Source organism: Burkholderia sp. Nafp2/4-1b (assembly GCF_003635165.1).
Lineage (GTDB): Bacteria > Pseudomonadota > Gammaproteobacteria > Burkholderiales > Burkholderiaceae > Burkholderia.
On sequence record NZ_ML058599.1, the window covers coordinates 83,842 to 109,095 of the forward strand.

The window sequence follows — 25,254 nt, forward strand, 5'->3', positions numbered from 1 at the left end:
CACTTGAAGCCCGGATTCCTCGGAAGATAGCGCGTCCAGTCGCCGCTGTCGTGCGCGGACATCGTCACCATCGGAAGCATGAATCGCATCCCGTGGCTGGCCGCGATCGATAGCGCATCGCTGGCTTCGGACCTGCGGTGCGTCGCCGGCGAGCGCCAGCGTGAGCGCCGTGCGGAATGCAACCCGGTTCTCCCGTGCGTCGCACCATTCCGCAACGGCCACCCTAAAGAAAGCGCTGCCGACGCACCGTGCACCGCGCCACCAGCGCCTTGCACGGCTGCCCCGATCAATCGATCGCGCGCATCGCGTGGCGCAATTCCTGATAGCTGCGCAGCCCCGTCACGCCGAGTTCGCGGCCGATCCCGCTCAACCCGAAGCCGCCCCAGCACACATGCGGATAGATGAGTTGCGGCGCGTTGATCCACACAAGCCCGGCGCGCACGCGCGCCTGGAACTGCTTCGCGGCTTCTCCGTCGCGCGTGACGACGGTCGCGACGAGCCCGTAGCGCGTGTCGTTCGCGAGCGCGATTGCCTCGTCGTCGGTGCGGAACGATTTGACGCACGCGACCGGGCCGAACACCTCGTCGGTCCACAGCAGGTTGTCGGCGGCCGGTTCCGCGACCACGACGGGCGCCATGAAGAAGCCGTTGCCGCCCGCGTCGGCGACGCGGCCGGTGAACGCGACACGCGCACCCGCCGCGATGCCTTGTTCGAGCATCGCCTCGACGCGCGTGCGCTGCGCGGCCGAGATCAGCGGCCCCATCGCGACCTGGCAGGTGCCCGGCGGCGCGACGACGAGCGCGCGCACGGCCGTTTCGAACGCGGCCATGAAGCTGCGGTAGAGACTGTCGTGCACGAGGATGCGAGCGGTGGCCGAGCACATCTGGCCCGCGTTCGTGAAGGCGCCGGCGACGGCGAGCGACACCGCGACGTCGAGATCGGCGTCGTCGCGCACGATCAGCGACGACTTGCCGCCGAGTTCGAGCGTCACGCGCTTCATGTCCTCGGCGGCGGCCTGCATGACCTTGCGGCCGGCCGCCGTGCTGCCGGTAAACGAGATCTTGTCGATCAGCGGATGGGCAGTGAGCGCCGCGCCGACTTCGACGCCGCCGTTCACGACGTTGACGACGCCGGCCGGCACGCCGGCTTCGGCGATCAGGTCGAGCAGCGCGTGTTCGGTCGGCGACGTCAGTTCGGACGGCTTCAGCACGACCGTGCAGCCGGCCGCGAGCGCGGGCGCGAGCTTCCACGCGGTCGTGACCATCGGGAAGTTCCACGGCATGATCAGCGCGGCCACGCCGACCGCATCGTAAAAGCGCTCGGCCGCGACGGCGTCGCTCGGCAGCGCGACCGGCTCGGCCGCGAACAGTGCCGGGTCGTTGCATAGTTGCGCGTAGTACGCGAAGGTCGCGACGACGTCGCCGACGTCGGCATCGGCCTCGAACGGCGGCTTGCCGCTCACCTGCATCTGCAGCGCCGCCAGGCGCTCGCGGTTGGCCTCGACGCGCTCGGCGATCGTCGCGAGCAGGCGGCCGCGTTCGGTGGGCTGCGTGTCGCGCCAGCCGGCGAACGCGTCGCGCGCGGCGCGGACGGCGGCGTCGACGTGCGCGGTCGTCGCGAATTCCTGCCAGCCGATCGTCTCGCCGGTCGATGCGTTGAAGATCGGCGCGCCGGCTGCGTCGGAATGCGTGCGTACGGGCTCACCGGCGATGCGGGCGGCGGGCAGCACGAGCATTGCGGCGGAAGGGGAAAGCTCAGCGGTGGACATGACGGTTTTCCTGTCGGTCGGGTGGGCGGATCAGCGGTACGCGACGCCCGGCATCACGCAGAGCATCTCGAACGCGAGGTTCGCGCCGACGAGCGCGGTGGTGCCGGTCGGATCGTACGGCGGCGACACTTCGACGAGATCCGCGCCGACGATGTTCAGCCCCTTCATCCCGCGAATGATCTCGAGGCCCTGATGCACCGACAGCCCGCCGATTTCCGGCGTGCCGGTGCCGGGTGCGTACGACGGATCGAGGCCGTCGATGTCGAAGCTCAGATACACCGGCGTGTCGCCGATGCGCTCGCGCACCTGCGCCATCAGCGGCGCGAGCGACTTGTTCCAGCATTCTTCCGCCTGCACGACGGTGAAGCCCTGCTGACGGCACCAGTCGAAATCGTCCGCGTGGTAGCCGGTACCGCGCAGGCCGATCTGCGTGACCTTGTCGCATTGCAGCAGGCCGTCTTCCACCGCGCGGCGGAACGGCGTGCCGTGCGCGATCTTCTCGCCGAACATCGTATCGTTGACGTCGGCGTGCGCATCGACGTGCACCACGGCGACCCGGCCGTACTTCCTGTGCAGCGCGCGCAGGATCGGCCACGCGATCGTGTGGTCGCCGCCGAGCGTGATCGGGCGGCAGCCGTTCGCGACGATCTCGTCGTACGCCTCTTCGATGCGGCGCACCGAATCCTTCAGGTCGTAAGGGTTGGTCGCGACGTCGCCGATGTCGGCGACCTGCAGCGAATCGAACGGCGCGGCGCGCGTGGCCATGTTGTACGGGCGCAGCAGCACGGATTCGGTGCGGATCTGGCGCGGGCCGAAGCGCGAACCCGAGCGGTTCGACGTGCCGAGGTCGAGCGGCACGCCGACGAAGCACACGTCGAGGCCGTCGGTCGTGCTCGCCTGCGGCAGGCGCATCATCGTGGCGATGCCGCCAAAGCGCGGCATCTCGTTGCCGCCCATCGGTTGATTCAGTTCGTGGTGCATGGGGCCGTCTCCTCTTTCCGGTGAAAAGCGATCGGCCGATGGTAGAGGAGAACGCGGGTGAGAAGATTTTGAAGTCGCAACGTTTACATCGACGGGTCTCGATGCGAGCGGTGTCGCGGCATCGATGCGACGCGACCGTCGGCGACGTGGCTGTCAGCGTTCAGCCGACGATTGCAGGCGGGGTGGCGTCGTCGTCATGCGTGCCGGCGGATGGAAACGCCGGCGTGGCCGCGCCCCATGCGGCGAGCTCGCGCTTCGTGCGCACGCCGAGCTTCTGGAACGCGCGCTTCACGTACGACTCCGCCGTCGCGACGCGCACGCCGAGGATGTCGGCGGTTTCCGGCACGGTCTTGCCGGAGATCAGGTGCTTGCAGGTTTCGTATTCGCGCTTCGACAGCTTCACGCCGTCGGCCGCGATCCGCGCATCGAACTGCGCGAGCGGATGCACTTCGGGCGTCGGATGCGCGACGCGCCGCGCGGCAGTGGTCGATGCGTGCAGTTCGAGCAAGGGGAACAGCACGTCGCTGATGCTGCGAAAGCGGTTCATCTCGGCGAGCGTGAACGGCGGGCGATCGCGGCCGCGTTCCAGCGCGATCGAATGCTGCGCGTAGCGGGTGCCGCGCGCGAGCACGCATTCGTGGCCGATATGCACGTCGTCGAATATCCGCTGGCGGAATTCGCCGGGCGGAATCGCCGCGATGTCGCGCACGACGAGCATCGTGCCGGTCTTGCCGCGCAACCCGGCAAACAGCGGGTCGCTGTCGAGAAAGCGCTCGTAATAGAGCGTCATCACGTCGGAGATTTCGGTGGCCTCGGTGCCGATGCCGCTGCTGCCGATCCATTCGCAGCGATAGCCCGTGGGCATCGAGCCATCGACGCGCGAGCGTTCGACGTGCGCGACGTCGAGCGGTACGACCTCGTTCAGCAGTTGCGTGAGGCGCGGCACGAAGTGCGGCGTGCCGACCGTTTCGATCAGCTCGCCCAGCGCCTTGAACGACACGTTGAAACGGTCGGTGTCGCGGTGGAAGGGGTTCACGTTGAGCAGCATGCGGTTCCCCGGGTGAAAAGCGGGCGCGATTGTAGCGTTCAACGCCGAAAAGGTCATTAAGGGAAATACCGTACGGAGTCCTGGGGCCGCGCGTACACCCGGAAAACGCGGCTTGTCCCCCCCGAAGGGGGGCATACCGGGGCAGTGTAAATGAGTAACTTTGTCTCTGCTTTTTTCAATCGAGAGACAAAGATTCAGATGACCAAACTGATCAAGGACATCCTGCCGCTCGGCGCAGGCATCGGCGAATTCACGAAGCTCGACTTCGGGATGGACGAAAGCGACTGGCGCGCGGCCGAAGGCAAGAGCGGCAACTACCTCATCGGCTGGTGGGAAGGCAAGGCCGGCTCCGTGGAGTTCCCGGAAACGGCGGCGGACGAGGCCGTGTGGCTCGTCGAGGGCCGGATCGCGCTGACCGACGTCGAAGGCAACCGCAAGGAATTCACGCCGGGGCAGGGCTACCTGCTGCCGGCCGGTTTCGCGGGCCGCTGGGAGACGATCGAGGACGCGAAGAAGTTCTACGTGCTGCTCGAGAAGTCGTGATGTGAGGATGTAAGCGACCGCCGCCGTGGCGTGTTCGTCGTCAGGTTGACGCAGGGCCGGCGGCGGTGGCGGTTTCGATCGACCGCAAGCGACGTCGACGTCCGTTGCGTTTTCGCGGGCGGCACGCATCGCGGCTTGCGGTGCACGCGCCGATCGTCGCCATCGGCGAAACCGCGGCAAGCGGGCACATCGGGGAAATCGGCGAATTCGGCACGCCGTGCACGCATCACCTGCGCGGGTCGCGATCACGTTGAATGGCTGGGATCATGGAAATGGAAGTCAACGAAGCAACGCAAGGTGCAACACAAGGCGCAACGCAACCCGCACCGGCTAACGCGCACGCCGCGCGTCGCGCACCGGTCGCGCTGAGCGCCACCGAAGCGCTCGCGAACACGAAGCTGTTCCCGTACTGGCTCGACAACCCGGCCGCGCCGGCCACCGAGCCGGAACTCGTCGGCGACGCGACGGCCGACCTGCTGATCGTCGGCGGCGGCTTCACCGGGCTGTGGGCGGCCGTACAGGCGAAGGAACAGATGCCGCACCTGAACGTGGTGCTGATCGAGGCCGGCAAGGTCGCGCACGGCGCATCCGGCCGCGCGGGCGGAATCATCTCGACGTCGGTGATGCACGGGCTGCCGAACGCGGTGCGGGTGTTTCCGAACGACATCGCGCAGCTCGAGGAATTCGGCCATCGCAATCTCGACGGCTTCGAGGACACGCTGAAGCGCTACGACATCGACGCCGACATCGAGTGGAACGGCGAGATGACCGTCGCGGTGGACCCCGAGCACATCGCGCACCTGAAGGGCGACTACGACCTGCATCGCGAATACGGGCACGACGTCGTGCTGCTGGATCGCGAGGAAACACTCGAGCAACTGAATTCGCCGCTGTTCGCGGGCGCGCTGTGGTCGCGCAACCGCAGCGGCATCGTGCATCCGGCGAAGCTCGCGTGGGGACTCAAGCGCGCGGCGCTGCAGCTCGGCGTGAAGCTGTACGAGCACACGCCGCTCACGACCGTGACCGACGAAGGCAGCACGGTGTTCGTGACGACGCCGAAGGGCAGCGTGCGTGCGCCGCGCGTCGTGTTCGGCAGCGGCACCGCGAAGGTCGGGATTCCCGACATCAACCGCCGCGTGATGCAGGTTCGCGATCACGTGCTCGCGACCGAACCGCTCACCGACGAGCAGCTCGCGCGCATCGGCTGGAAGAATCGCCAGGGCGTGTACGACACGCGCACGCAGCTCAACTATTTCCGGCTGACGAAGCACAACAACATCATCTTCGGCGGGCTGGTCAGCTATCACTTCGACGGCGACCCCGACCCGCATCAGGACGGCGAGCGCGAAACCTACACGCGGCTCGCGGAAGCGTTCTACCGCACGTTCCCGCAACTGAGCGACGTGCGCTTCTCGCACGCATGGGGCGGCCCGATCGACTACTGCTCGCGCGGCTCGGTGTTCGCGAAGCGCTATCTCGGCGACAAGGCCGTATTCGTCGCGGGCTACACGGGCTTCGGCGTCGCGGCGAGCCGGTTCGGCGCGTTCATGGGGCTGAACATCCTGTTCGATCGCGACAGCCCGGAGCGCAAGCTCGACATCGCGAACCAGAGCCCGAGCTATATCCCGCCGGAGCCGATGCGCTGGGTTGCCGCGAAGATCACGTTCCATGCGTTCGACGGTGCCGATGACGAAGGCGGCTGGAAGCGCGCATGGATCAACGGGATCAAGGCGATGGGCTTCCCGATGTAGGTGACGGTCGTTGACGAACGACGGGTAGGGTGCGCGCCGTTGCCGATGATGGCGCGCATCCGGTCAGGTCCATCGGCGAACGCGCAACGGCTTCAAGCATGTTTTCGAATACCACCGATCTCGATCTCCGGCTCATCCGGGTCTTCCTGGCTGTCGTCGATGCGCGCGGCATCACGGCCGCCGAGGCATCGCTCGGCGTGCGGCAGTCGACGATCAGCACGCAGCTTTCCGCGCTCGAAGCGCGCGTCGGTTTCAAGCTGTGCGACCGCGGTCGCGGCGGCTTTCGACTGACGTCGAAGGGCGAACGCTTCGCGGCCACCGCGCGCACGCTGGTCGCGGCGACGTCGGAGTTCGTCGCGCGCGTGCGCGACATCGACCGCAAGCTGGTCGGCACGCTGTCGATCGGGCTGATCGGGCAGGCACCGCTGGTCGAGAATGCGCGCGTCGCCGACGCGATCGGCGCGTTCCGCAAGCGCGACCAGGCCGTCACGTTCTCGATGAAGGTCGCGTCGCCGCAGGAACTCGAGGAAGGCCTCGTCAACAACCAGCTCGATTTCGCGATCGGGTATTTCTGGCATCGCGTGCCGGGGCTCGACTACACGCCGTTGTTTACCGAGGAACAGGTGATCTACTGCGGTCGCGGTCATCCGCTGTTCCATGCGTCGCAGCCGGTGTCGGTGAGCGACCTGCAGGCGCACGACTGGGTGTGGCGTACGTATCCGGTGCCGGAGGAGCAGTGCCCGCTGCCGGAGCGGCGCGTGACCGCAAGTGCGGACAGCATCGAGGCCGCGACGATCCTGATCCTGTCGGGTGGCCATCTCGGTTATTTGCCCGCGCACTACGCGGAGCCGTTCGAGCAGCGCGGGCTCGTGAAGGCCATCGGCCGTGCGACGTTCAGCTTCGACGTGCCGCTGCATCTCGCGATGAAGCGCAACGCGAGCGGCAAGCCGATCGTCGATGCATTCCGCGAGGACTTGCTGCGCGCGTTCAACATCAGGGCGGTCGCGCTGGCTGCGTAGCGCGCGCCGCCCGTGTGACGATCACACGCTCGCGCTGTCGTCGCGATATCCGTTCTTGCCGTCGAAGATTTCCTTCAATGCGGCACGCAGCACGACCGGATCGTGTTCGCCCGGCGCGAGATGGATCACGTAATGCGTGTTGCCGTCGAGCCGCGCGGCGGTACGTTCATCGAGTTCGACGTCTAGCGTGTCGCCCGCGAGACGCACCGTCAGATCCTTCACGTGCGCGGTGAGCTGATCGAGCACCATCACTTCGATCGACGTTTCGTCCGGAAAGCGCAGCAGCGAGAAGCAATAGTTCTGCTCCGCGTCGTGGCAATAGATGTTCGCGCAGCTTTCATCGTCGTCGCCATCGAATGTGGCCGCGCCGACGGTGGCGTGTAGTTCCATGATGTTTTCCTGCGTATGAAGGTGGGTTATCGGGGCAGCGCGGTTTCTGCTTCCGCGTCGCGGTACGCATCGCGCGCCTTCAGCCACGACTCGAACTCACGCATGACCTGGACGACGACGGGGCCGCAACCGGCCGCCGTCCGCGGCCAGATCGTACTGGACGCGCACGGCGGCTTCAGCGTATTCGGAAGATTCGGCGGATTCAGCGCGTCAGCGTCACGGCCAGATAACCGACATACCCGGCGCCGTTCGCCAGCAACGCCCAGATCGCGAGCCCGCGCTTACGCGCATTGACGCGCAGCCAGGCCGCCGCCGCGAGCGTGATGATTACGCCGGTCAGCACTTCGGGGCGCGGCTCCCACGGCGTCAGCATGATGCCGATTGCCGGCAGCAGCGTGCCCTGGAACACCATCGCACCGGTGATGTTGCCGAACGCGAGCGTGTCCTTCTTGCGGCGAATCCACAGGACGCTGTTGACCTTCTCCGGCAACTCCGTCGCGATCGGCACGATGATCAGCGACAGCAGCAGCGCGGAAATGCCGAGCAGGTGCGACACGCCTTCGACGCCGTGAATGAAGCCCTTCGCCCCGCCGACCAGCAGCGCGACGCCGATCCCGAGCTGCAGCGCGATGGTCGCGAGATTGGTCGGCAGCCCGATGCGCGACAGGAACATCGTATGCGGCGCTTCGGTGCCGTGCCCGGCATCGACGAGCTGCGTCGACGCACGGAACGTCATCACGACGTACAGCACGTAGACGCCGACCAGCATCGCGGCGAGCAGCGCGCGGACCGCCCACACGTGATGCGGGACGAACATCGCTACGGTGGCGAGCGCGAACGCGGCGAGGAAGTAGTTGAGGTCGCGTACGAAGCCGGTTCGTTCGGGCGCGATCGTGCCGGTCAGGCCGCGTGTGCGGATCACGGCGAGCGTCATCAGGAATGTGGTCAGCGTCGCGAGCATCAGCGGCGCGCCGAGAATCGCGCCGACGCCGATTTCCTCGTTCACGGCCGCGTTCGACGTGCCGCCCGCGAGCGCGAGCAGCGGCACCATCGTTTCGGGCAGCGCGGTGCCGACGGCCGCGAACAGCGAACCCGTGACGCCTTCGGAAATCTTCAGGCGTTCGCCGAGGTGTTCGAGCGCATTCGTGAAGAGTTCGGCGGCAATCAGGATGACGATCAGCATGAACGCCAGTTCGACGAGCATCAACGTCATGCGGCACCTCCGCAGGCTGGCATGCGAGCAGTAGCGAAACGCGAGAGGAAAGCTGGAGGGAACATGGGGACTCCGTGGTCGGACGTGGACGAGCCATGACGCATCTGCCGACGTCCGACCTGGAACGACGCGATGCGTCCATGGTCTCGCCAGACCGATTCGGCCGAACGCGCCACGGCCGCAGGCCGAGTGTGTTGACGCGTTCGCTTTCCGGGGCAGGAAAGCAGGCTACTCCCCAAAGACGAAGGGGAGTCTAGCCGAGACGAATGCTTTCGGCAAGCATGCATGCGCGCGCCGCGGCGCGTACCGCCGGCGGCACCGCGGGCGCATTCGCGCGTCCGCGGCGGCTGCTTGCGAGCATGGTCCAACCACCGCAACCCGCATCGTGCCGCGCTGGCACACGGTGAGCCAGATGCATGCCTGCGTCGGGCGGATCGCCGCGCACATTACATCCAACTATCCGCGTATTACCAAAAACTGTCATTGAGCGCCGCTAAGCTTTCGCCACCCTCACAACCGGGATTCCCCGTCATGCGCACGACAATCCGCCTGTTTGCCCCGCTATTGCTGCTGCCCACGCTCGCCGCACCGGTGCTCGCCGCCACCGCGGCCCCCGTCAGCCCGAACTGCGGCGGCAGCACGACGCCGATCGCCGACATCCAGGGCCCGGGCGCGCCGTCGCCGCTCGCCGGGCAGAACGTGTCGATCGAAGCGGTCGTCACCGCCGATTTCGGCGGCACCGACGGCTTCGGCGGCTTCTTCGTCCAGCAGGCGGACGCCCAGCGCCGCAACCAGCCGGGCGTGTCCGAAGGGCTGTTCGTCTATGCGCCGAAAGCGCGCGCGAAGGCCGGCGATCTTGTGCACGTGACGGGCAAGGTCGAGGAAAAATACGGGCAGACGCAGCTCACGCTGGCGGGCGCGATCGCGGTGTGCGCGAACGGCCAGACGGTCACGCCGGCCACGCTCACGCTGCCGGTCGACAATTTGAACACGTTCGCCGCGTATGAAGGGATGCTCGTGCGTCTGCCGCAGACGCTGAACGTCACCGACAACTACGAACTCGGCCGCTACGGCAGCGTGATGTTGAGCAACGGCCGCCTGCGCACGCCGACGAGCGTGGTGCCTCCGGCGCAGGCGCACACGCAGATCGATGCGAACGCACGCAATCAGCTGATCCTCGACGATGGCTCGAACAAGCAGAACCCGGCCACCGTGCCGTATCCCGCGCCGGAACTGTCGGCCACGAACACGCTGCGCTCGGGTTACACGGTGCGCAACGTCGAAGGCGTGCTCGAGGTACGTTACGGCGCATGGCGCGTGCAGCCGCTGCCCGGCGCGGCCGCGCCGACGTTCGACACGCGTGCGAACCCGCGCACTGACGCACCGGCGCGCGATCCGAAGTCGAACCTGCGCGTCGCGTCGTTCAACGTGCTCAACTACTTCAACGGCAACGGAATGGGCGGCGGTTTCGACGACCCGAACAACCGTGGCGCGAAGAACTACCAGGAATTCCAGCGTCAGGAAGCGAAGATCGTCAGCGCGCTGAAGGCGCTGAATGCCGACGTGATCGGGCTGATGGAAATCCAGAACAACGGCTATGGCGAACTGAGCGCGGTGCATCAGCTCGCGGCGAAGCTGGGTAGCCACTGGCGCGTCGTCGATCCGGGTTCGTCGCGTCTCGGCGGCGATGCGATTACGGTCGCGATGATCTACGACAGCCGCGCGGTCGAGCCGGTCGGCCGCGCGTCGACGCTCGCGATCGACGACAAGAATCGCCAGCCGCTCGCGCAGTCGTTCCGGCGCATCGGCGGCAAGCAGGCGCTCACGATCGCGGTCAACCACCTGAAGTCGAAGAACTGCCCGGACGCGGCGAACGACGACCTCGACCAGGGCGACGGCCAGGGCTGCTGGAACCCCACGCGCACGCGTGCGGCCGCGAAGCTGGCCGACTGGCTCGCCGGCACGCCGACGGGTGTCGCGGGGCAGGGCACGCTGCTGATCGGCGACTTCAACAGCTACACGTATGAAGACCCGATCCGCCTGCTCGAATCGCGCGGCTACCGCAACCTGGTGTCGCGCTGGATCGGCGCCAACGCATACAGCTACGTGTACAACGGCGAAGCCGGCTACCTCGATCACGCGCTTGCGTCGCTGCCGCTCGCGTCGCACGTGAAGGCCGTGCACGAATGGCACATCAACGCGGACGAGCCGCTCGCGCTGCAATACACGCTCGCGTACAAGTCGGCCGAGCAGCAGAAGACGTACTACGCGCCGGATGCGTATCGCTCGTCGGATCACGACCCGGTGCTGATCGATATCGCGCTGCCGGGCGGCGGGCGCTGAGCGCGGAATCGCGCATCTGAAGTACGGCGTGCGGCACCTGCCGCACGTCGGCGCGGGAGTCGGCGCGGTGGTGCGTGAATTACGCGCTGCCGCTCGCCGGCCTCGCTCTCCCCCCAATGCATCACGTGCCCGATTCACGATAGCGGCAATGCGGTCCGCAATCTACGGCACGAATGATCGCTTCTTCATTGCGAATACCCGCGTATTACGCATCAAAGCGCGGTCCGTGCGGCTTGCGATTCCGTTCCGATAACGCGTAAATAATTCCGGCGAATATTCGATAAATCGCCGAATTCGGTATTTTATGGATGCTGCCGGACTTTATTCAACGATTCGCGCTAATCGATTGGGGATAATTAAAATGAAAGAAAGATCCTGTCGATTTGAAGGGCGCCCGCGTGCGCTGTCACCAGCTGCTCAGCGCTGCGGGACACGCGCGAAACCAATGATATTCGTGGAAAAAACCATTCCCGCCGCACGCCCAATTCGAACAATCGTTTTTCTTTCAAATTCCAGACACTAATCGTCGTTCGCATCATAAGAGATTTTTTAATATCCGAATGATCTTTGACAACGCGGCGCAGCACCGCCTATTTTTGTCATGTCGTAAATTTTCGTCATACAAAAGTCGTTGAAGCTGCAAGGGGGCGGCGTTCTCGCATCATTCTCCGCCCGCAGTTTGCTGTGTCTGTATCACGTTCAGTCTCTCGAAGTAGTCCAATCCCCGATCGCCGTCTGCCGACCATGCAACGCGAGTGGCGGGTATGCCTGCGCGTTTTTCGCCGGCGATGACGGCCTGTGTGTGAAGCGATATCCGATCCAACACAAGGACAGAGGCATGAAACCAGACAGGAGCAGTACCGGCAGCCGCCGCGAACGTCGCGGGCGGCTGGCCGGGCTAGGCGCATTGACCGCCGCGACGCTCGCACTCACGCTCGCGGGCTGCGGCGGCGACGATTCGTCGTCAGTGGGCGCGTCGAGTCTCGCGCAGACCACCGCGAGCCAGCAGGCCAGCGCGCAAGCAGCCGCGAATCAATCGCCGGCGGCGAACCAGCCTTACGTCGACACCGTCGCCTATTCGATGAACGCGACCGACGGCCTCGCCCCCGCGCAGGTCTCGGAGAAGGCGGCGGTGATGCACTACCAGTGGAAATCCGGCGGCACGACGGTCGATTACACGACGACCACCGGCCACCTGACCGCGCAGGACGCGAACGGCAACGCGGAAGCGTCGATGTCGTATGTCGCGTACACCGCGCCGAGCACGAACGGCAAGCCGCGCCCGGTCACGTTCGTCTATAACGGCGGCCCCGGCTCGTCGTCGATCTGGCTGCGGCTCGGCTCGTTCGCGCCGACGCGCGTCGCCACGCCCGACCCGCTGTTCGGCAACAACTGGCCGAACTATCCGCTCGTCGACAATGCCGAAAGCCTGATCGACACGACCGACCTCGTGTTCATCGACCCGCCGGGCACCGGGCTGTCGGAAGCCGTGCTGCCGAACACGAACCAGAAGTACTGGGGCTCCGATGCGGACGTGAACATCATGCGCGACTTCATCCAGCGCTACCTGAACGTCAACGGCCGCGGCACGTCGCCGATCTACCTGTACGGCGAGTCGTACGGCACGCCGCGTACCGATATGCTCGCGCTCGCGCTCGAATCGGCCGGCGTGCACCTGACGGGCATCGTGCTGCAGTCGGCGATCGTGAATTACTTCGCGGATGCGGTGGAAGCGGTCGCGATCACGCAGTCGACCGAAGGGCTGCTGCTCGACACCGATACCGTGGCCGGCTACCTGCCTGGCTACGCGGCGGTCGCCGAGTACTTCAACCAGGTGTCGCCGGCGCCGGTCAACCCGTATCTGTACGCACTGCAAACCGAGCTGTTCACGACGCTGATCTACAACCAGCTGCAGCAATACTCGCAATCGTGGGTGCTGAGCCAGCTCGGCATTCCGGATGCGCTGGGCACGCCGGTGTTCCCGAGCGATGCGACGCTGAAGCTGTGGTCGGTGCCGTCCAGCCTGACGCAGCAGGCGTTGCGCGGGTACTTCAACGCGAATCCGTTCGGTACGAGCCTGCTGCCCGGCACGACGATCGGCCGCTACGACGGGCGCGTGTCGTTGCCGAACTCGGATCCGCGGCTGCAGACGGACGGCGATCCGTCGGACATCCTGATCTCGCAGCCGTTCACGAACGCGCTCGCGACGCAGCTGCCCGACTACCTCGGCTACACCGCGCCGAATGCGACCTACCTGCCGCTGAACGACAACATCATCCAGGTGTGGGACTTCTCGCATGACGGCCAGCCGATGCCCGACACGATCCCCGATCTGCTCGGCGCGTTGCAGCTCAATCCGAAGCTTCACGTGCTCGCGGAAAACGGGCTGCACGACCTGGCGACGCCGTTCTTCAACACCGAGAAGCAGCTCGCGCGGCTGCAGACGGTGAAGGGCCTGAATCCGAAGCTGCAGGTGAACTTCTTCCAGGGCGGTCACATGACGTATCTGGATGACGTCGCTCGGCCGCAGATGAAGCGCGACCTGAAGATCTTCTATCAGGGCAAGCGGATTCCGACCGCGCTGACGCTGCGCATGCTGCCGCCGCCGTGGCCGGACGAGAACCCGGCCGGCACGCCGACCGGCAGCGTGCCGGGCGCGACGGCCGCGACGACGCTCGCGGCGGCACCGCAAACGACGGACTCCTTGTGAACAGGAAACCCTCTATTCATCCATTGAATGCGAGTGATCATGTCCTTAAACAATTTGATGCGGCGTATGTCTCCGTTGATCGTCGTCGGTGCCGTGATGAGCAGCGCCTACGCACTACCGCCGCAGGCGGTGGCGCCGGTGAAGCTGCCGCACGGCGCGCACGGCGTCGACGGTCCGTTCTTTCCCTCGACTCGCGTGGCGCCGGTGTTGCCGTCGACCGGCGCGACGCTGCAGCAGCAGGCGCAGAAGCGCGTCGATGCGCGGCTCGGCGGCAACACGGTGCTGAGCAATGGCGCGGCGGTGACGAAAGCGCAGGCGCAGAGCAGCGGGCTGGGGTTCGTTTCGAAGCACTTCGACGAGATCGATGCGAAACACACCGGTCGCGTGACGATGAGCGACGTGCGGCAGTTCATCCAGCAGCGGCAGGTGCAGGCGCAGCAGGAACAGGAGCAGCAGGAGTGAGGGTATAGGGGAGGGCGGGCGGCCGGTGCCGATTGTGGGCCGGCCGTCCAACCGCGGTGGCGACTTATATTCGGCAAGCCGCGGCGCACGTTCGGCACGCCCGCCATCAACGCGAACCACCGCTAGCCAACGCTAATCAACGCGACGCCGCACGATGCATCGCGCCATCGCACGAGCGACGCTTACGCGCGCCGGTGCGCGTAGCGCCTCGCCGTCGCCGACGGCAACTCGCCGAACATCGCGCGATAGTCCTGCGCGAAACTGCTCAGGTGCCAGAAGCCCCACTTCGTAGCGGCGGACGTGACCGACCCGCCGAGGCGCAGCTCGCGACGCACGTGATTCAGCCGCACGGCGCGCAGGTACGCGATCGGATTCAGGTTGAGCGTGTCGTTGAACGCGTATTGCGCGGTACGGCGGCTGATGCCGAGCTGCACGCACAGTTCGGCGATCGACAGCGGGCACGTCGACGCATCCTGCAGCCGCTCCTGCACCGCGTTGACGAGCGACCAGTACTTGGTCGTGGTCGCGCGTGCGCCGGCGGTGTCCGCGTCCTGCGGCGGTACGGTCATCGCTTCGGAAATGGCATACAGCACGGTTCGTTCGAGCAGTTCGATCCGGTCCTGGGTCGTCACATCCTCGATCGGCGTGCTCTTCGCGGCCGCGGCCATCGTGTAGCGCAGCAGGTCCCGCAGGCGCTCCGCGACCTCGCTCGTCATCGGGATCAGCGGAGCGAAGGTGCGCGCGCGCAGCGACGCGGCCAGCGTGCGCAGCGCTTCCGTCGACAGCTTGTCGGGTTCGATCTCGACGTTCACCAGCACGTGCCGCTCCGGCGAGTAGAACTCGAACGCGGGCAGGCTCGAAAACACGTGCAGGCTGTCGCGGCTGCTCTTCTCGCCGCACATGCGCGCATGGCCTTCGAGCTCCAGCGGCACGGCCACCGCGATGCGGTCCGACGGCACCGCGCCCTGCTGCAGGATCACCTTGTCGAGATCCTCGACCAGCAGCCGGATGCCGCCGAGCGACACGATCGACGACGAACCATGAAACAGGCCGCCCGAGATCTGCGTGTAGTTGAGGTTCCAGCCGTCGAAGATCCGTGCCTGTTCCTCGACGTCGGTGAACGCGCAGAACGCCACCGTTCGCGCGAACGGCGGGGCGCCAGAAAAATCGCTCGGATTGGCGGACGGCGTCATCGGGGTGGGGAGGGGGCTGGCCGGATCGATTGATTGTAGCCGCTGCTCGAGCCGGTCAAAAACCCCGTCGGCCCGATTCCCGGAGAAAACCCCCGCTTGCCGAAATCCGATAGTGAAAAATTGTCCGGCGGAATACCTTTGGCATCAACGCAACGCAACTTGTCGCGCCGGCGCCGGGCATACCGCGGCGTTGCCGGCCGAACCGAACATCGTTGCCGGCGCACGACGGCCGGCACACTTCTGGAGAGACGTCGATGGAGCTTCCACGTGGCGGATTCTGGCGGAACTGGGTCGGCAATCAGTCGTGCGTCGCCGCGCACATGGCGTCGCCCACCGGCGAGGCGGAGATCGCCGAACTGGTGCACGCGGCGACGCGCCAGGGCAAGAACGTCCGATGCTCGGGATCGGGCCATTCATTCACACCGGTCGTCGCGACGAGCGGGCTGCTGTTGTCGCTGCAGGACTACCAGGGTGTCGTTGCGGTCGACGAGCAGCAAAAACGCGTGACGGTGAAGGCCGGCACGCGAATCAATGCGGTGACGCGCCACCTGAAGGAAATCGGTTTCTCGCTCGTCAACCAGGGCGATATCGATTCGCAAGCCATCGCCGGCGCGCTTGCCACCGGCACGCACGGCACGGGCACGACCTTGAGCAACCTGTCGTCGCAGGTGGTCGGGATGCGGATCGTCCGCCCCGACGGCTCGATCATGGAAGTGAGCGACCAGCGCGACCTCGACTTGCTGCACGCGACGCAGGTGAACCTCGGCCTGTTCGGCGTGGTGTCGGAGCTGACGCTGCAGGTGACCGACGCGTTCTGGCTGCACGACCGCGTGTGGCGCGAGGACTTCGAAGCGCTGATGGAACAGTATGACGACCTTGCGGCGAAGCACCGGCATTTCAGTTTCTTCTGGTGCCCGACGTCCGAGAGCCGTCACCTGTACTGCCTGCCCGATACCACGAAGGTGTCGAACTCGAAGAAGGATTACGACGTGTGCGAGATCAAGGTGATGGACTTCACCGACGAGCGCACCTTCCACGAAGGCGAGCACGAGAAGATCGCGTACAGCGCCGAGGTCTATGCGATCCACTACGTCGCGAACTTCCACGAGCTCGAATACGCGGTGCCCGCCGAACACGGCAAGGAAGCGCTGCGCCGCGTGCGCGACCTGATCCTCACGAAGCATCGCGACTGCATCTTCCCGGTCGAGTACCGCTTCACGAAGGGCGATCCGGCGTGGATCAGCCCGTTCAACCATCAGGACAGCGTGACGATTTCGTGCTCGGGCGGCCCGAACGGCGTCGACTACTGGCCGTTCCTGAAGGACGTCGACGACATCCTGCGCGACTACGGCTCGCGTCCGCACTGGGGCAAGCTGCACTTCACGAACCGCGACGACGTGGACCGCTGGTTCCCGAAGGCCGAAGCGTTCCGCGAACTGCGCCGCAGCGTGGACCCCGAAGGCTATTTTCTCAACGATCATCTTCGGACGCTGTTCAGCTGAGCGGTGAGCGGTCCGAATGAACCAGACTGGAGAACGAAACATGAATGTGAAGATCGACGGCCGCCTGGCCGGCAAGGTCGCCATCGTGAGCGGCGGCGCGGGCGGCTGCGGCGGCGCTGCATCGGAGCTGTTCGCCGCGCAGGGCGCGAAGGTGGCGATCATCGATCGCGACGGCGATGCGGCCGAAACGCTCGCGTCGCGACTGCGCGAGGCGGGCCTGCAGGCGATCGGCCTCGGCGCCGACGTGTCGAAGCAGGCGGACGTGCAGAACGCGGTCGACGCGGCCCGCAAGCAGTACGGCAATGCGGACATCCTGTTCAATCACGCGGGTACGCTGATCGTCAAACCGTTCCTCGACATCGACGAGTCGGAGTGGGACTGGCTGATGGGCGTGAACGTGAAGAGCATGTTCCTGATGACGAAGGCCGTGCTGCCGCAGATGCTCGAAAAAGGGCGCGGCAGCATCGTCTGCACGTCGTCGATTTCGGCAGTCCTCGCGACACCCGGCGAAGTGCTGTACGACGCGACCAAGGGCGCGTGCCACATGTTCGCGCGGGCGATCGCCGTCGAATATCGCGACCGCGGCATCCGCTGCAACGCGCTCGCGCCCGGGTTCATCCGCACGCCGCACGGGATGCGCGAACTGAAGGACCTGCAGGCGATGGGCGTCGATGCGACCGAAGCGGCGATCGCGGCGCAACAAGGCCGGCTGTGCGAGCCGTCGGAAGTGGCCGCCGCCGCGCTGTTTCTTGCGTCAGACGAATCGAGCTTCGTCAACGGCACGCATCTGTTCGTCGACAACTGCTTTTCGGCCGTTTAGGCCCCATATTCGCAAGAAGCCGCCGGTCGGAGACAGCCTCTCCAGGAACGGCCGGTTCTGTCGAAGGTTCCGCAGCGATGCGGACCTTCGATTTTTTTTGCCCACGCGCCGCGCGATGCGTCCTAGCGGAATGTCGTAATCCTTCTATCTGAACGGATTGGCGTCTGTTGGAATGGCAATGCCGAATAACCGTTCAGCCGGCATCGCGGGGCGGCATGGTTGTCGACGTCATCGGGCGCCGGTGCGGCGCCCGGCTTCGCGGATCCGGGGCAAGTCCGGCCTACCAGGGTCAATCCATCACTCTCTTTTGATCAATCATCATGTTCAATCGCTCTACCAGCACCGTCGCCAACGTCGATCCGGAACTCTGGACTGCCATTCAGGACGAGAACCGCCGCCAGGAAGATCATATCGAGCTGATCGCGTCGGAAAACTACACGAGCCCGGCCGTGATGGCCGCGCAGGGTTCGCAGCTCACGAACAAGTACGCCGAAGGGTATCCGGGCAAGCGTTACTACGGCGGCTGTGAATACGTCGACGTGGTCGAGCAACTGGCGATCGACCGTGTGAAGCAGCTGTTCGGTGCGGAAGCCGCGAACGTGCAGCCGAACTCGGGTTCGCAGGCGAACCAGGGCGTGTTCTTCGCGATGCTCAAGCCGGGCGACACGATCATGGGCATGAGCCTCGCGCACGGCGGGCACCTGACGCACGGCTCGCCGGTCAACATGTCGGGCAAGTGGTTCAACGTCGTCAGCTACGGGCTGAACGAGAACGAAGACATCGACTACGACGCGGCCGAGAAGCTGGCCAACGAACACAAGCCGAAGCTGATCGTCGCGGGCGCATCGGCGTTCGCACTGAAGATCGATTTCGAGCGTCTGGCGAAGATCGCGAAGTCGGTCGGCGCGTACCTGATGGTCGACATGGCGCACTACGCCGGCTTGATCGCAGCGGGCGTGTATCCGAACCCGGTGCCGCACGCGGACTTCGTGACGACGACGACGCACAAGAGCCTGCGCGGCCCGCGCGGCGGCGTGATCCTGATGAAGTCGGAATACGAGAAGCCGATCAACTCGGCGATCTTCCCGGGCATCCAGGGCGGCCCGCTGATGCACGTGATCGCGGCGAAGGCTGTGGCGTTCAAGGAAGCACTGTCGCCGGAGTTCAAGGAATATCAGCAGAAGGTGGTCGAGAACGCACGCGTGCTGGCTGAAACGCTGGTCAAGCGCGGGCTGCGGATCGTGTCGGGCCGCACGGAAAGCCACGTGATGCTGGTGGACCTGCGCGCGAAGCACATCACGGGCAAGGCAGCGGAAGCGGCGCTCGGCGCGGCGCACATCACGGTGAACAAGAACGCGATCCCGAACGATCCGGAAAAGCCGTTCGTGACGAGCGGCATCCGCCTCGGTTCGCCGGCAATGACGACGCGCGGCTTCGGCGCGGCGGAAGCGGAGACGGTCGGCAACCTGATCGCCGACGTGCTGGAAGCACCGGAAGATGCAGCGACGATCGAACGCGTGCGCGGCCTGGTCGCCGAGCTGACGAAGCGCTTCCCGGTTTACGGCTAAGTCGCCGTAATCGGGTTCAAGCGGGTTCAAGCGGGTTCGACCGTCGACGCGGTTGAACCTCCTGAAGTCCGAAATGATGGATGTAAAAAAATCTGGCTCGCATCATGCGAGCCAGATTTTTTGTGCTGTGTGCGAGTCGGGTTTGCGTTACACCGTCGGATCGACGTTCGCCTCGAGTTCGCGGATACGCTCGTCGTTGCGCGCATCCTTGAGCACCGGCGGCCCCGCGAACGACTTGCGTACGCCGAAGCCGTACCAGATCACCATCAGCACGACCACGAACGCGACGAGCACATAGAGCACCTTCTCGTTCGGCGGCTGGATGCCGACGTATGCGAGCACGCAGGCGCCGACCAGTGCGAGAAACGCACACGGCTTCGACCAGATGCCGAGCTGGAACGGACCTTTCTCGGTCCACGTGCGCCCTTCGGCGAGCATTCCCGAGCCGATCGGCATTGCATACGAGATGAACAGGAACACGGCGCTGCCCGCGCTCAACACCGAGAATGCGTCGCCGTACAGCGTGACGACGATCGCGAGCACCGCGCACGTCCAGATTGCCGGGCCCGGCGTCCGATGGTTGTGGTTCACGCTGCGCAGCAGCTTCGACGCCGGCAGCCCGCCGTCGCGCGCGAACGCATACATCATCCGCGACGTCGACATGATCGCAGCGAGCCCGCACACGTAGTTGATGAAGAACATCGCGAGTTCGAGAACGATGCGCAGCGTCTTCGGAATCGGCGCGAGGATGGCTTCGAAGAAGCCGGTGCCCTGTTTCATCGCGGCGGTCAGGTCCGGCATCACCAGCACGAACGTGCACACCATCACGTAGCCGAACACCGCGGACCAGAACACCGAGCCGATGATCCCGCGCGGCACGTTCTTCGCCGCGTCGTGGGTCTCTTCCGACGTGTGTGCGGACGCGTCGAAGCCGGTGATCGTGTAGGTCACCAGCAGCAGGCCGGACAGGAACGCGAGCGGCGTGGTCTGTTTCGGCCATGCGCCGCCGTCGACACCGGTGAAGTTCGTGAAGGTGACGAGCCGATGCAGGTCGAACGCGACCGGCGAGTAGACCAGCAGCGACACGACCAGCGCGATCGTCACGACGAAGATCAGATAGCCGGACAGGTCGGTGATCTTGCTCGCGATCTTGATTCCGCGTGCGTTCAGGATCGCCTGCGACAGCGTGATGAACGCGATGAATGCGGTCTGGTGCCACCAGGTCAGGCTGTCCGGGCTGACGCCGAACATCGGCGCGATCAGCGTCTTGAAGAACGGATCGTAGGTGCCGAAGTTGATTGCCGCGATCACGAAGATCAGGCCGATCAGGTTCAGCCACGCCGTCATCCACCCCCACTTCTTGCCGCCGAGGATCGCGCCCCAGTGATAGAGGCCGCCGGCGGTCGGGAAGGCCGATGCGATCTGCGACATCGACACCGCGACGATCAGCGCGAACAGCGCGCCGAGCGGCCAGCCGAGGCCGATCGATGCGCCGCCGGCCGCGGAAAACGCGAGCTGGAACGCCGTGATGCCGCCCGACAGGATGCAGATCACCGAAAACGACACGGCGAAGTTCGAGAAGCCGCTCATGCGTCTCGACAGCTCCTGCGCGTATCCCATCTTGTGGAGAAGGCTTACATCGCTGTCGATGCCTGCATCAGGCTGGAGTTTCGCATCCATGTTTGTTTGCTCCGTCACGAATGTCCTGCGCGGCAGGACCGTCATCGCTGGCCGGGGCCGGCAACGCGGCCAGCTCCTGGAATTCGTCGGTGGCACGCGACGTCATGCGATGACGACGGTCGCTTTCCGGTCCGATGCGGAAACGGTATGAAGCCAAATCTCGAGGCGCTATCGGATTTCGGCAATCGGGCGAAACATCCGCTGCGTGCACCGTTCGGGGGCATTGCATCGCATCGCGGTGCAGGTATTTGTAAGTAATCCTCGACGTGTCAGGGATGCCCCATCGTTGCCGACATGCGAATCGAGGCTAGAACCTACTCCGTCCGACGCTTGCCGTGTCGCTGCCCGAAACGCGCCCGGTAGTCGCGCGGCGATACGCCGACCCGCTTCGCGAACGCCCGCTGCAACGCATCCACGCTGCCGAACCCCGAACGTTCCGCGACCCGTTCCAGCGGCCAGTCGGCGCGCTCCAGCAGCGCCTTCGCACGCTCGACGCGGGCGGACAGCACGAATTGCGCGGGCGACAGCCCCGTTTCCTTCAGGAAATTGCGCGCAAACGTCCGCTCGCTCATGTGCAGGCGCGCGGCCAGCGCGGCGACGCCGAGGTCGCCGGCCGGATCGTCGGCGATTTCCGTGAGCAGCGCGCGCATGCGCGGCGTCGCGCTTGCGTGAAGGTCGAGGCCGACGCTGAATTGCGTCTGTCCGCCGGGACGGTGCATGAAGAGCACGAGCTCGCGTGCGACCGCGAGCGCGGTTTGCGCGCCGCAATCGGCCTCGACCAGCGCGAGACACAGATCGATGCCGGCCGTCACGCCGGCCGACGTATGGAAGGGGGGATCGCTCACGTAGATCGCATCCGGCTCGACCCGCACGTCGGGGCACAGCGCCTGGAGCGTCGCGCACTGGTTCCAGTGCGTGGTCGCGCGCTTGCCGTCGAGCCATCCGCCCGCGGCGAGCACGAACGCGCCCGTGCAGATGCTCGCGATGCGCCGCGTGTCGGCGATCCGCGTGCGCAGCCACGGCAGCACGCCGGCGTCCGACGCCGCGTGGCGCAGCGCTGCCTCGCTGCCGCCCGCGACGATGATCGTATCGATGCGCTCGGGTAGGGCCGCCAGCGCGGTCGAGCCGGCAAGACGCAGGCCCGCGTGCGTGACGATGTCGTGACCGTGTTGCGACGCGAGCGTGAGCCGATAGGGCGCGACATGGCCGGGAAGATGGCGGTTCGCGACCGCGAACACCTCCATCGGGCCCGTGATGTCGAGTGACTGGACGCCTTCGAAGCCGACGACGACGACGTCGCGTGCCGAACCGGTTGACTGGGACATGGCGGAAAGTGCGGTGGAGTTGTCCTTGTGACCGCGAGCATGATCCTTGTAATTTTCCGGACGTGCAATCGATTGACGCGGGTGAGCGATGCGGGAACGGAACAGAAACGGCGTGATGCGCGCGACGATCGTGCTGATCGTGTGCGCGGTGTTGGGCGCGTGTGAATCGAGGGGATCGGGGCCGGCGGTCGCGGACGGCGCGCGCACGGTTACGCAAACGCTGACCGTGAACGCCCCGAAGGCGGGCCGCACGCGACCGCTCGTCGCGATCGTCGCGGACAACGCGGGAACGGAGACGACCGACTTCATCGTCCCGTACGCGATTTTGAAAACTTCCGGCGCGGTCGATGTCGTGGCCGTGTCGGCCGACGCTGGCGAGGTCGAACTGATGCCCGCACTGCGGATGCTGGCCGATACCACGTTCGACCGCTTCGACGCGGCCGTGCCCTCGGGCGCGGACATCGTGATCGTCCCCGCGCTGCATCGCGCCGACCGGCCGGCCGTGCTGGCATGGCTGCGCAAGCAGGCTGCCGACGGCGCGACGATGGTCGCGATCTGCGATGGCGCAGAGGTGCTCGCGAACGCCGGGCTGTTGCGGGATCGCATCGCGACCGCGCACTGGTATTCGCGCGACGGGCTGCGCCGGCGTTTCGTCGATACGTCATGGGTCGACGATCGCCGCTATGTGATGGATGGCAACGTGATGACGACGACCGGCGTGTCGGCGTCGATTCCCGCATCGCTCGCGTTGGTCGACGTGCTGGCGGGGCCGGCGGCGGCGCGCGAAACGGCGCGCAAGTTTGGCGCGGATGAATGGAGCGATGTTCACGACGGCAGCCGATTCGGGTTGACCGCGCGGGCCGTGGCCACCGCGCTGACGAATCGCGTCGCGTTCTGGCGGCATCAGACTTTCGATCTGCCGGTCGTGAACGGCTTCGACGAGCTCTCGGTTGCGCTTGCCGCCGATACGTGGGCGCGGACGTGGCGCAGCGATGTGGTCGCAACGGCGGACGCACGCGTGATCGAATCGAAGCACGGGCTGCGGTTGCTGACGCAGCCCGCCAATGCGCGACACGCACGCGTGACGATTCCGGACGGGCAGCGTGGCGAAGCGGTGCTTCCCGCGGTGCTCGAGGACGTCGCGGCGCGCTATGGCGATGCGACGTCAGCCTGGGTGGCGCTGCAACTCGAGTACGCGAAGTAGCGGGTGCCGGCGTTATCGGCCAAGCGTCGGCCTGGTGCGCACCCGCGGGCGGGGTTTCGTTTCGTTACGTGTGTGCGGCGCTCAGGCCGTCGTCGTTGCGGCCGTCGCCGCCACCGCCGTCCGGCGTGCCGTCAGCCGATTCCACAGCATCCCGGCGCGGCTCCCGCTACCGCAATACGCGAGCAGCGGCTTCGGCAGCGCATCGACCAGCGCGCCGAACGCATCGACTTCCGCGTCGCCGATCCGGTCGCGTTCGACCGGCAGATAGCGCGCATCGATGCCCAGTTCGCGTGCAGCGGCTGCGATCTCGTCGAACGACGGTTGATCGGCGCTTTCGCCGTCCGGCCGGTTGCAGATCACCGCGCGAAAGCCTGCGTTGCAAATCGCCTTCAGGTCCGCCGGCGTGATCTGTCGCGACGCGGTGAAGCCGGTCGCTGCCGCGGCACGGCATTGCTCGAGCGCGCGTTCGAAACACGCGATCGCGAAATCGACGTCCTGCTCGGTCGTGAAGCGGCCGAAGCTGATGCGCACCGTGCGGCCGGCGGCCTCAGCATCGAGGCCGATCGCGGTCAGCACGTGGGACGGCGCGCCGCTCGTCGAATTGCACGCGGAAGTCGACGACACGGCGAGCGAGTCGCCGAGCATGAACGGGAAGAAGCCCGGCGCGTTGACCGTCAGGCTCAGTGTATGCGGGATGCGGCGTGCGGCTGCCGCGTTCTGCGTGATGTTGCCGAGCGCGAGCAGCGCGTTCGTCAGGCGTGCGCTGAGTGCCGCGATCCGCGCGGCTTCGCGCTCGAGTTTTTCCGCGGCGAGTTCGCATGCGGTGCCCATCCCGACGATCTGATGGGTCGCGAGCGTGCCCGAGCGCAGGCCGCGCTCGTGTCCGCCGCCGTGAATCTGCGGCGCGATGCGTTCGGCGATCTCGCGGCGGACGAACAGCGCGCCGATGCCTTTCGGACCGTACACCTTGTGCGCGGACATCGACAGCAGGTCGATGCCGAGCGCGCGCACGTCGATCGGCGTCTTGCCAAGCGCCTGCGCGGCGTCGACGTGCAGCAGCGCGCCGGCCGCGTGCACGATCCGCGAGATCGCGCCGATGTCGGTCAGCGTGCCGAGTTCGTTGTTGACGAGCATCAGCGACACGAGGCCCGTGTCGGGGCCGATCGCGGCGGCCACGGCGTCGACGGTGATTTCGCCGTCGGCGGTGGGTGTCAGGTAGGTCGTGGTCATCCCGCGCTTCGACAGGCTGGCCATCGTGTCGAGGATGGCCTTGTGTTCGATGCGGCTCGTGATCAGATGGCGCTTGTCGGTCGCGGCTTCCGCGTAGCCCTTCAGCGCGAGGTTGTTCGATTCGGTGGCGCCCGACGTCCAGACGATCTCGTCGGCATCCGCGCCGATCAGCGCGGCGACCTGCCCGCGTGCGTGCTCGACTTTTTCCTTCGCGAGCCGGCCGGCGGCATGCGAACTCGACGCGGGATTGCCGAAGATGCCGTCGGTACCGAGGCAGGCCGTCATCGCTTCGATCACGCGGGGATCGGCCGGGGTCGTGGCTGCGTAGTCGAGGTAGTGCAGCGGGGTGGTATCGCTCATGTCCTTCTCTGGCTCTTCTCTTTGTAACGGGGGAAATGATACGAGGGAGGGCGGGGAAAAAGGATCCAAAGTTGGCTGGGAATTCCGCTCGGCGTGGAAAAAAGTTTTATTGTGTTCGTATATTGGGGAATGAAATTTCTATCG

The 25,254-nt window shown here is 65.9% G+C and carries 19 protein-coding genes and 1 riboswitch; of the genes, 10 read left to right on the forward strand and 9 right to left on the reverse strand.

What is annotated here, in order from left to right:
- Positions 1-286 precede the first annotated feature (286 nt).
- From C7H84_RS06895 to C7H84_RS06905, 3 genes are all read right to left on the reverse strand, one after another.
- Complete coding sequence (locus C7H84_RS06895) at positions 287-1,768, reverse strand: aldehyde dehydrogenase family protein (RefSeq protein ID WP_121858099.1); 1,482 nt, start codon at positions 1,766-1,768, stop codon at positions 287-289.
- Positions 1,769-1,798: 30 nt separating this feature from the next.
- Positions 1,799-2,749 (reverse strand): agmatinase, encoded by a 951-nt coding sequence (gene speB, locus C7H84_RS06900; protein ID WP_121858100.1) that lies wholly within the window; start codon positions 2,747-2,749, stop codon positions 1,799-1,801.
- Positions 2,750-2,909: 160 nt separating this feature from the next.
- Positions 2,910-3,797: a helix-turn-helix transcriptional regulator gene (locus C7H84_RS06905; RefSeq protein ID WP_121858101.1), complete on the reverse strand. Its 888-nt coding sequence runs from the start codon at positions 3,795-3,797 to the stop codon at positions 2,910-2,912.
- A 198-nt stretch (positions 3,798-3,995) separates the two neighbouring features.
- On the opposite strand from C7H84_RS06905, the gene C7H84_RS06910 reads away from it, so the two are divergent.
- The 3 genes from C7H84_RS06910 to C7H84_RS06925 all read left to right on the forward strand — a co-directional run bounded on the left by C7H84_RS06910 (position 3,996) and on the right by C7H84_RS06925 (position 7,110).
- Complete coding sequence (locus C7H84_RS06910; RefSeq protein ID WP_121858102.1) at positions 3,996-4,340, forward strand: cupin domain-containing protein; 345 nt, start codon at positions 3,996-3,998, stop codon at positions 4,338-4,340.
- A 266-nt stretch (positions 4,341-4,606) separates the two neighbouring features.
- Positions 4,607-6,091 carry an FAD-dependent oxidoreductase gene (locus C7H84_RS06920; RefSeq protein WP_121858104.1) on the forward strand — a complete coding sequence of 495 codons (1,485 nt, stop codon included), beginning with the start codon at positions 4,607-4,609 and terminating at the stop codon, positions 6,089-6,091.
- 98 nt (positions 6,092-6,189) lie between these two features.
- A complete protein-coding gene (locus C7H84_RS06925) occupies positions 6,190-7,110 on the forward strand; it encodes a LysR family transcriptional regulator (RefSeq protein WP_121858105.1) in 921 nt (306 codons plus the stop codon).
- A gap of 21 nt (positions 7,111-7,131) precedes the next feature.
- Here the strand turns inward: C7H84_RS06925 and C7H84_RS06930 are convergent, their stop codons facing one another.
- Positions 7,132-7,500 (reverse strand): hypothetical protein, encoded by a 369-nt coding sequence (locus tag C7H84_RS06930; protein WP_121858106.1) that lies wholly within the window; start codon positions 7,498-7,500, stop codon positions 7,132-7,134.
- A 202-nt stretch (positions 7,501-7,702) separates the two neighbouring features.
- Positions 7,703-8,713, reverse strand: coding sequence for a sodium:calcium antiporter (locus C7H84_RS06940; protein ID WP_121858107.1), 1,011 nt, complete (start codon positions 8,711-8,713; stop codon positions 7,703-7,705).
- Positions 8,714-8,786: 73 nt separating this feature from the next.
- Positions 8,787-8,962: riboswitch (yybP-ykoY riboswitch) on the reverse strand.
- A gap of 282 nt (positions 8,963-9,244) precedes the next feature.
- Between C7H84_RS06940 and C7H84_RS06945 the strand changes: the two genes are divergently transcribed.
- The 3 genes from C7H84_RS06945 to C7H84_RS06960 all read left to right on the forward strand — a co-directional run bounded on the left by C7H84_RS06945 (position 9,245) and on the right by C7H84_RS06960 (position 14,228).
- Positions 9,245-11,056, forward strand: a complete 1,812-nt coding sequence (locus tag C7H84_RS06945) for an ExeM/NucH family extracellular endonuclease (RefSeq protein WP_121858108.1) — start codon at positions 9,245-9,247, stop codon at positions 11,054-11,056.
- Positions 11,057-11,894: 838 nt separating this feature from the next.
- Positions 11,895-13,766: a peptidase S10 gene (locus C7H84_RS06955; RefSeq protein ID WP_121858109.1), complete on the forward strand. Its 1,872-nt coding sequence runs from the start codon at positions 11,895-11,897 to the stop codon at positions 13,764-13,766.
- 66 nt (positions 13,767-13,832) lie between these two features.
- The gene (locus tag C7H84_RS06960; RefSeq protein ID WP_240461989.1) at positions 13,833-14,228 is read left to right on the forward strand and encodes a 2-oxoglutarate dehydrogenase; all 396 of its coding nucleotides are present in this window, start codon (positions 13,833-13,835) and stop codon (positions 14,226-14,228) included.
- A 182-nt stretch (positions 14,229-14,410) separates the two neighbouring features.
- Here C7H84_RS06960 and C7H84_RS06965 read toward each other — a convergent pair whose 3' ends face one another.
- Entirely contained in the window at positions 14,411-15,364 is a 954-nt protein-coding gene (locus C7H84_RS06965; RefSeq protein ID WP_240461990.1) for a helix-turn-helix domain-containing protein, read from the reverse strand.
- Between the two features lie 311 nt (positions 15,365-15,675).
- On the opposite strand from C7H84_RS06965, the gene C7H84_RS06970 reads away from it, so the two are divergent.
- The 3 genes from C7H84_RS06970 to glyA all read left to right on the forward strand — a co-directional run bounded on the left by C7H84_RS06970 (position 15,676) and on the right by glyA (position 19,311).
- Complete coding sequence (locus C7H84_RS06970) at positions 15,676-16,923, forward strand: D-arabinono-1,4-lactone oxidase (protein WP_121858112.1); 1,248 nt, start codon at positions 15,676-15,678, stop codon at positions 16,921-16,923.
- Positions 16,924-16,963: 40 nt separating this feature from the next.
- Positions 16,964-17,743 carry an SDR family oxidoreductase gene (locus C7H84_RS06975; protein ID WP_121858113.1) on the forward strand — a complete coding sequence of 260 codons (780 nt, stop codon included), beginning with the start codon at positions 16,964-16,966 and terminating at the stop codon, positions 17,741-17,743.
- A 320-nt stretch (positions 17,744-18,063) separates the two neighbouring features.
- Positions 18,064-19,311 (forward strand): serine hydroxymethyltransferase, encoded by a 1,248-nt coding sequence (gene glyA, locus C7H84_RS06980; RefSeq protein WP_121858114.1) that lies wholly within the window; start codon positions 18,064-18,066, stop codon positions 19,309-19,311.
- Positions 19,312-19,458: 147 nt separating this feature from the next.
- Here glyA and C7H84_RS06985 read toward each other — a convergent pair whose 3' ends face one another.
- Both C7H84_RS06985 and C7H84_RS06990 read right to left on the reverse strand, forming a co-directional pair.
- Positions 19,459-20,991, reverse strand: a complete 1,533-nt coding sequence (locus C7H84_RS06985; RefSeq protein WP_121858115.1) for an amino acid permease — start codon at positions 20,989-20,991, stop codon at positions 19,459-19,461.
- Positions 20,992-21,305: 314 nt separating this feature from the next.
- The gene (locus C7H84_RS06990) at positions 21,306-22,316 is read right to left on the reverse strand and encodes a helix-turn-helix domain-containing protein (protein ID WP_121858116.1); all 1,011 of its coding nucleotides are present in this window, start codon (positions 22,314-22,316) and stop codon (positions 21,306-21,308) included.
- A gap of 115 nt (positions 22,317-22,431) precedes the next feature.
- Between C7H84_RS06990 and C7H84_RS06995 the strand changes: the two genes are divergently transcribed.
- Complete coding sequence (locus tag C7H84_RS06995) at positions 22,432-23,520, forward strand: DJ-1/PfpI family protein (RefSeq protein WP_240461991.1); 1,089 nt, start codon at positions 22,432-22,434, stop codon at positions 23,518-23,520.
- A gap of 81 nt (positions 23,521-23,601) precedes the next feature.
- Here C7H84_RS06995 and C7H84_RS07000 read toward each other — a convergent pair whose 3' ends face one another.
- A complete protein-coding gene (locus tag C7H84_RS07000) occupies positions 23,602-25,110 on the reverse strand; it encodes an aminotransferase class V-fold PLP-dependent enzyme (protein WP_121858118.1) in 1,509 nt (502 codons plus the stop codon).
- Positions 25,111-25,254: the final 144 nt, after the last annotated feature.

Bases quoted from the DNA above. Each gene is read 5' to 3' on its own strand.
- C7H84_RS06895 (WP_121858099.1), bottom strand. From the start codon at position 1,768: ATGTCCACCGCTGAGCTTTCCCCTTCCGCCGCAATGCTCGTGCTGCCC.
- speB (WP_121858100.1), bottom strand. From the start codon at position 2,749: ATGCACCACGAACTGAATCAACCGATGGGCGGCAACGAGATGCCGCGC.
- C7H84_RS06905 (WP_121858101.1), bottom strand. From the start codon at position 3,797: ATGCTGCTCAACGTGAACCCCTTCCACCGCGACACCGACCGTTTCAAC.
- C7H84_RS06910 (WP_121858102.1), top strand. From the start codon at position 3,996: ATGACCAAACTGATCAAGGACATCCTGCCGCTCGGCGCAGGCATCGGC.
- C7H84_RS06920 (WP_121858104.1), top strand. From the start codon at position 4,607: ATGGAAATGGAAGTCAACGAAGCAACGCAAGGTGCAACACAAGGCGCA.
- C7H84_RS06925 (WP_121858105.1), top strand. From the start codon at position 6,190: ATGTTTTCGAATACCACCGATCTCGATCTCCGGCTCATCCGGGTCTTC.
- C7H84_RS06930 (WP_121858106.1), bottom strand. From the start codon at position 7,500: ATGGAACTACACGCCACCGTCGGCGCGGCCACATTCGATGGCGACGAC.
- C7H84_RS06940 (WP_121858107.1), bottom strand. From the start codon at position 8,713: ATGACGTTGATGCTCGTCGAACTGGCGTTCATGCTGATCGTCATCCTG.
- C7H84_RS06945 (WP_121858108.1), top strand. From the start codon at position 9,245: ATGCGCACGACAATCCGCCTGTTTGCCCCGCTATTGCTGCTGCCCACG.
- C7H84_RS06955 (WP_121858109.1), top strand. From the start codon at position 11,895: ATGAAACCAGACAGGAGCAGTACCGGCAGCCGCCGCGAACGTCGCGGG.
- C7H84_RS06960 (WP_240461989.1), top strand. From the start codon at position 13,833: ATGTCTCCGTTGATCGTCGTCGGTGCCGTGATGAGCAGCGCCTACGCA.
- C7H84_RS06970 (WP_121858112.1), top strand. From the start codon at position 15,676: ATGGAGCTTCCACGTGGCGGATTCTGGCGGAACTGGGTCGGCAATCAG.
- C7H84_RS06975 (WP_121858113.1), top strand. From the start codon at position 16,964: ATGAATGTGAAGATCGACGGCCGCCTGGCCGGCAAGGTCGCCATCGTG.
- glyA (WP_121858114.1), top strand. From the start codon at position 18,064: ATGTTCAATCGCTCTACCAGCACCGTCGCCAACGTCGATCCGGAACTC.
- C7H84_RS06985 (WP_121858115.1), bottom strand. From the start codon at position 20,991: ATGGATGCGAAACTCCAGCCTGATGCAGGCATCGACAGCGATGTAAGC.
- C7H84_RS06990 (WP_121858116.1), bottom strand. From the start codon at position 22,316: ATGTCCCAGTCAACCGGTTCGGCACGCGACGTCGTCGTCGTCGGCTTC.
- C7H84_RS06995 (WP_240461991.1), top strand. From the start codon at position 22,432: ATGCGCGCGACGATCGTGCTGATCGTGTGCGCGGTGTTGGGCGCGTGT.
- C7H84_RS07000 (WP_121858118.1), bottom strand. From the start codon at position 25,110: ATGAGCGATACCACCCCGCTGCACTACCTCGACTACGCAGCCACGACC.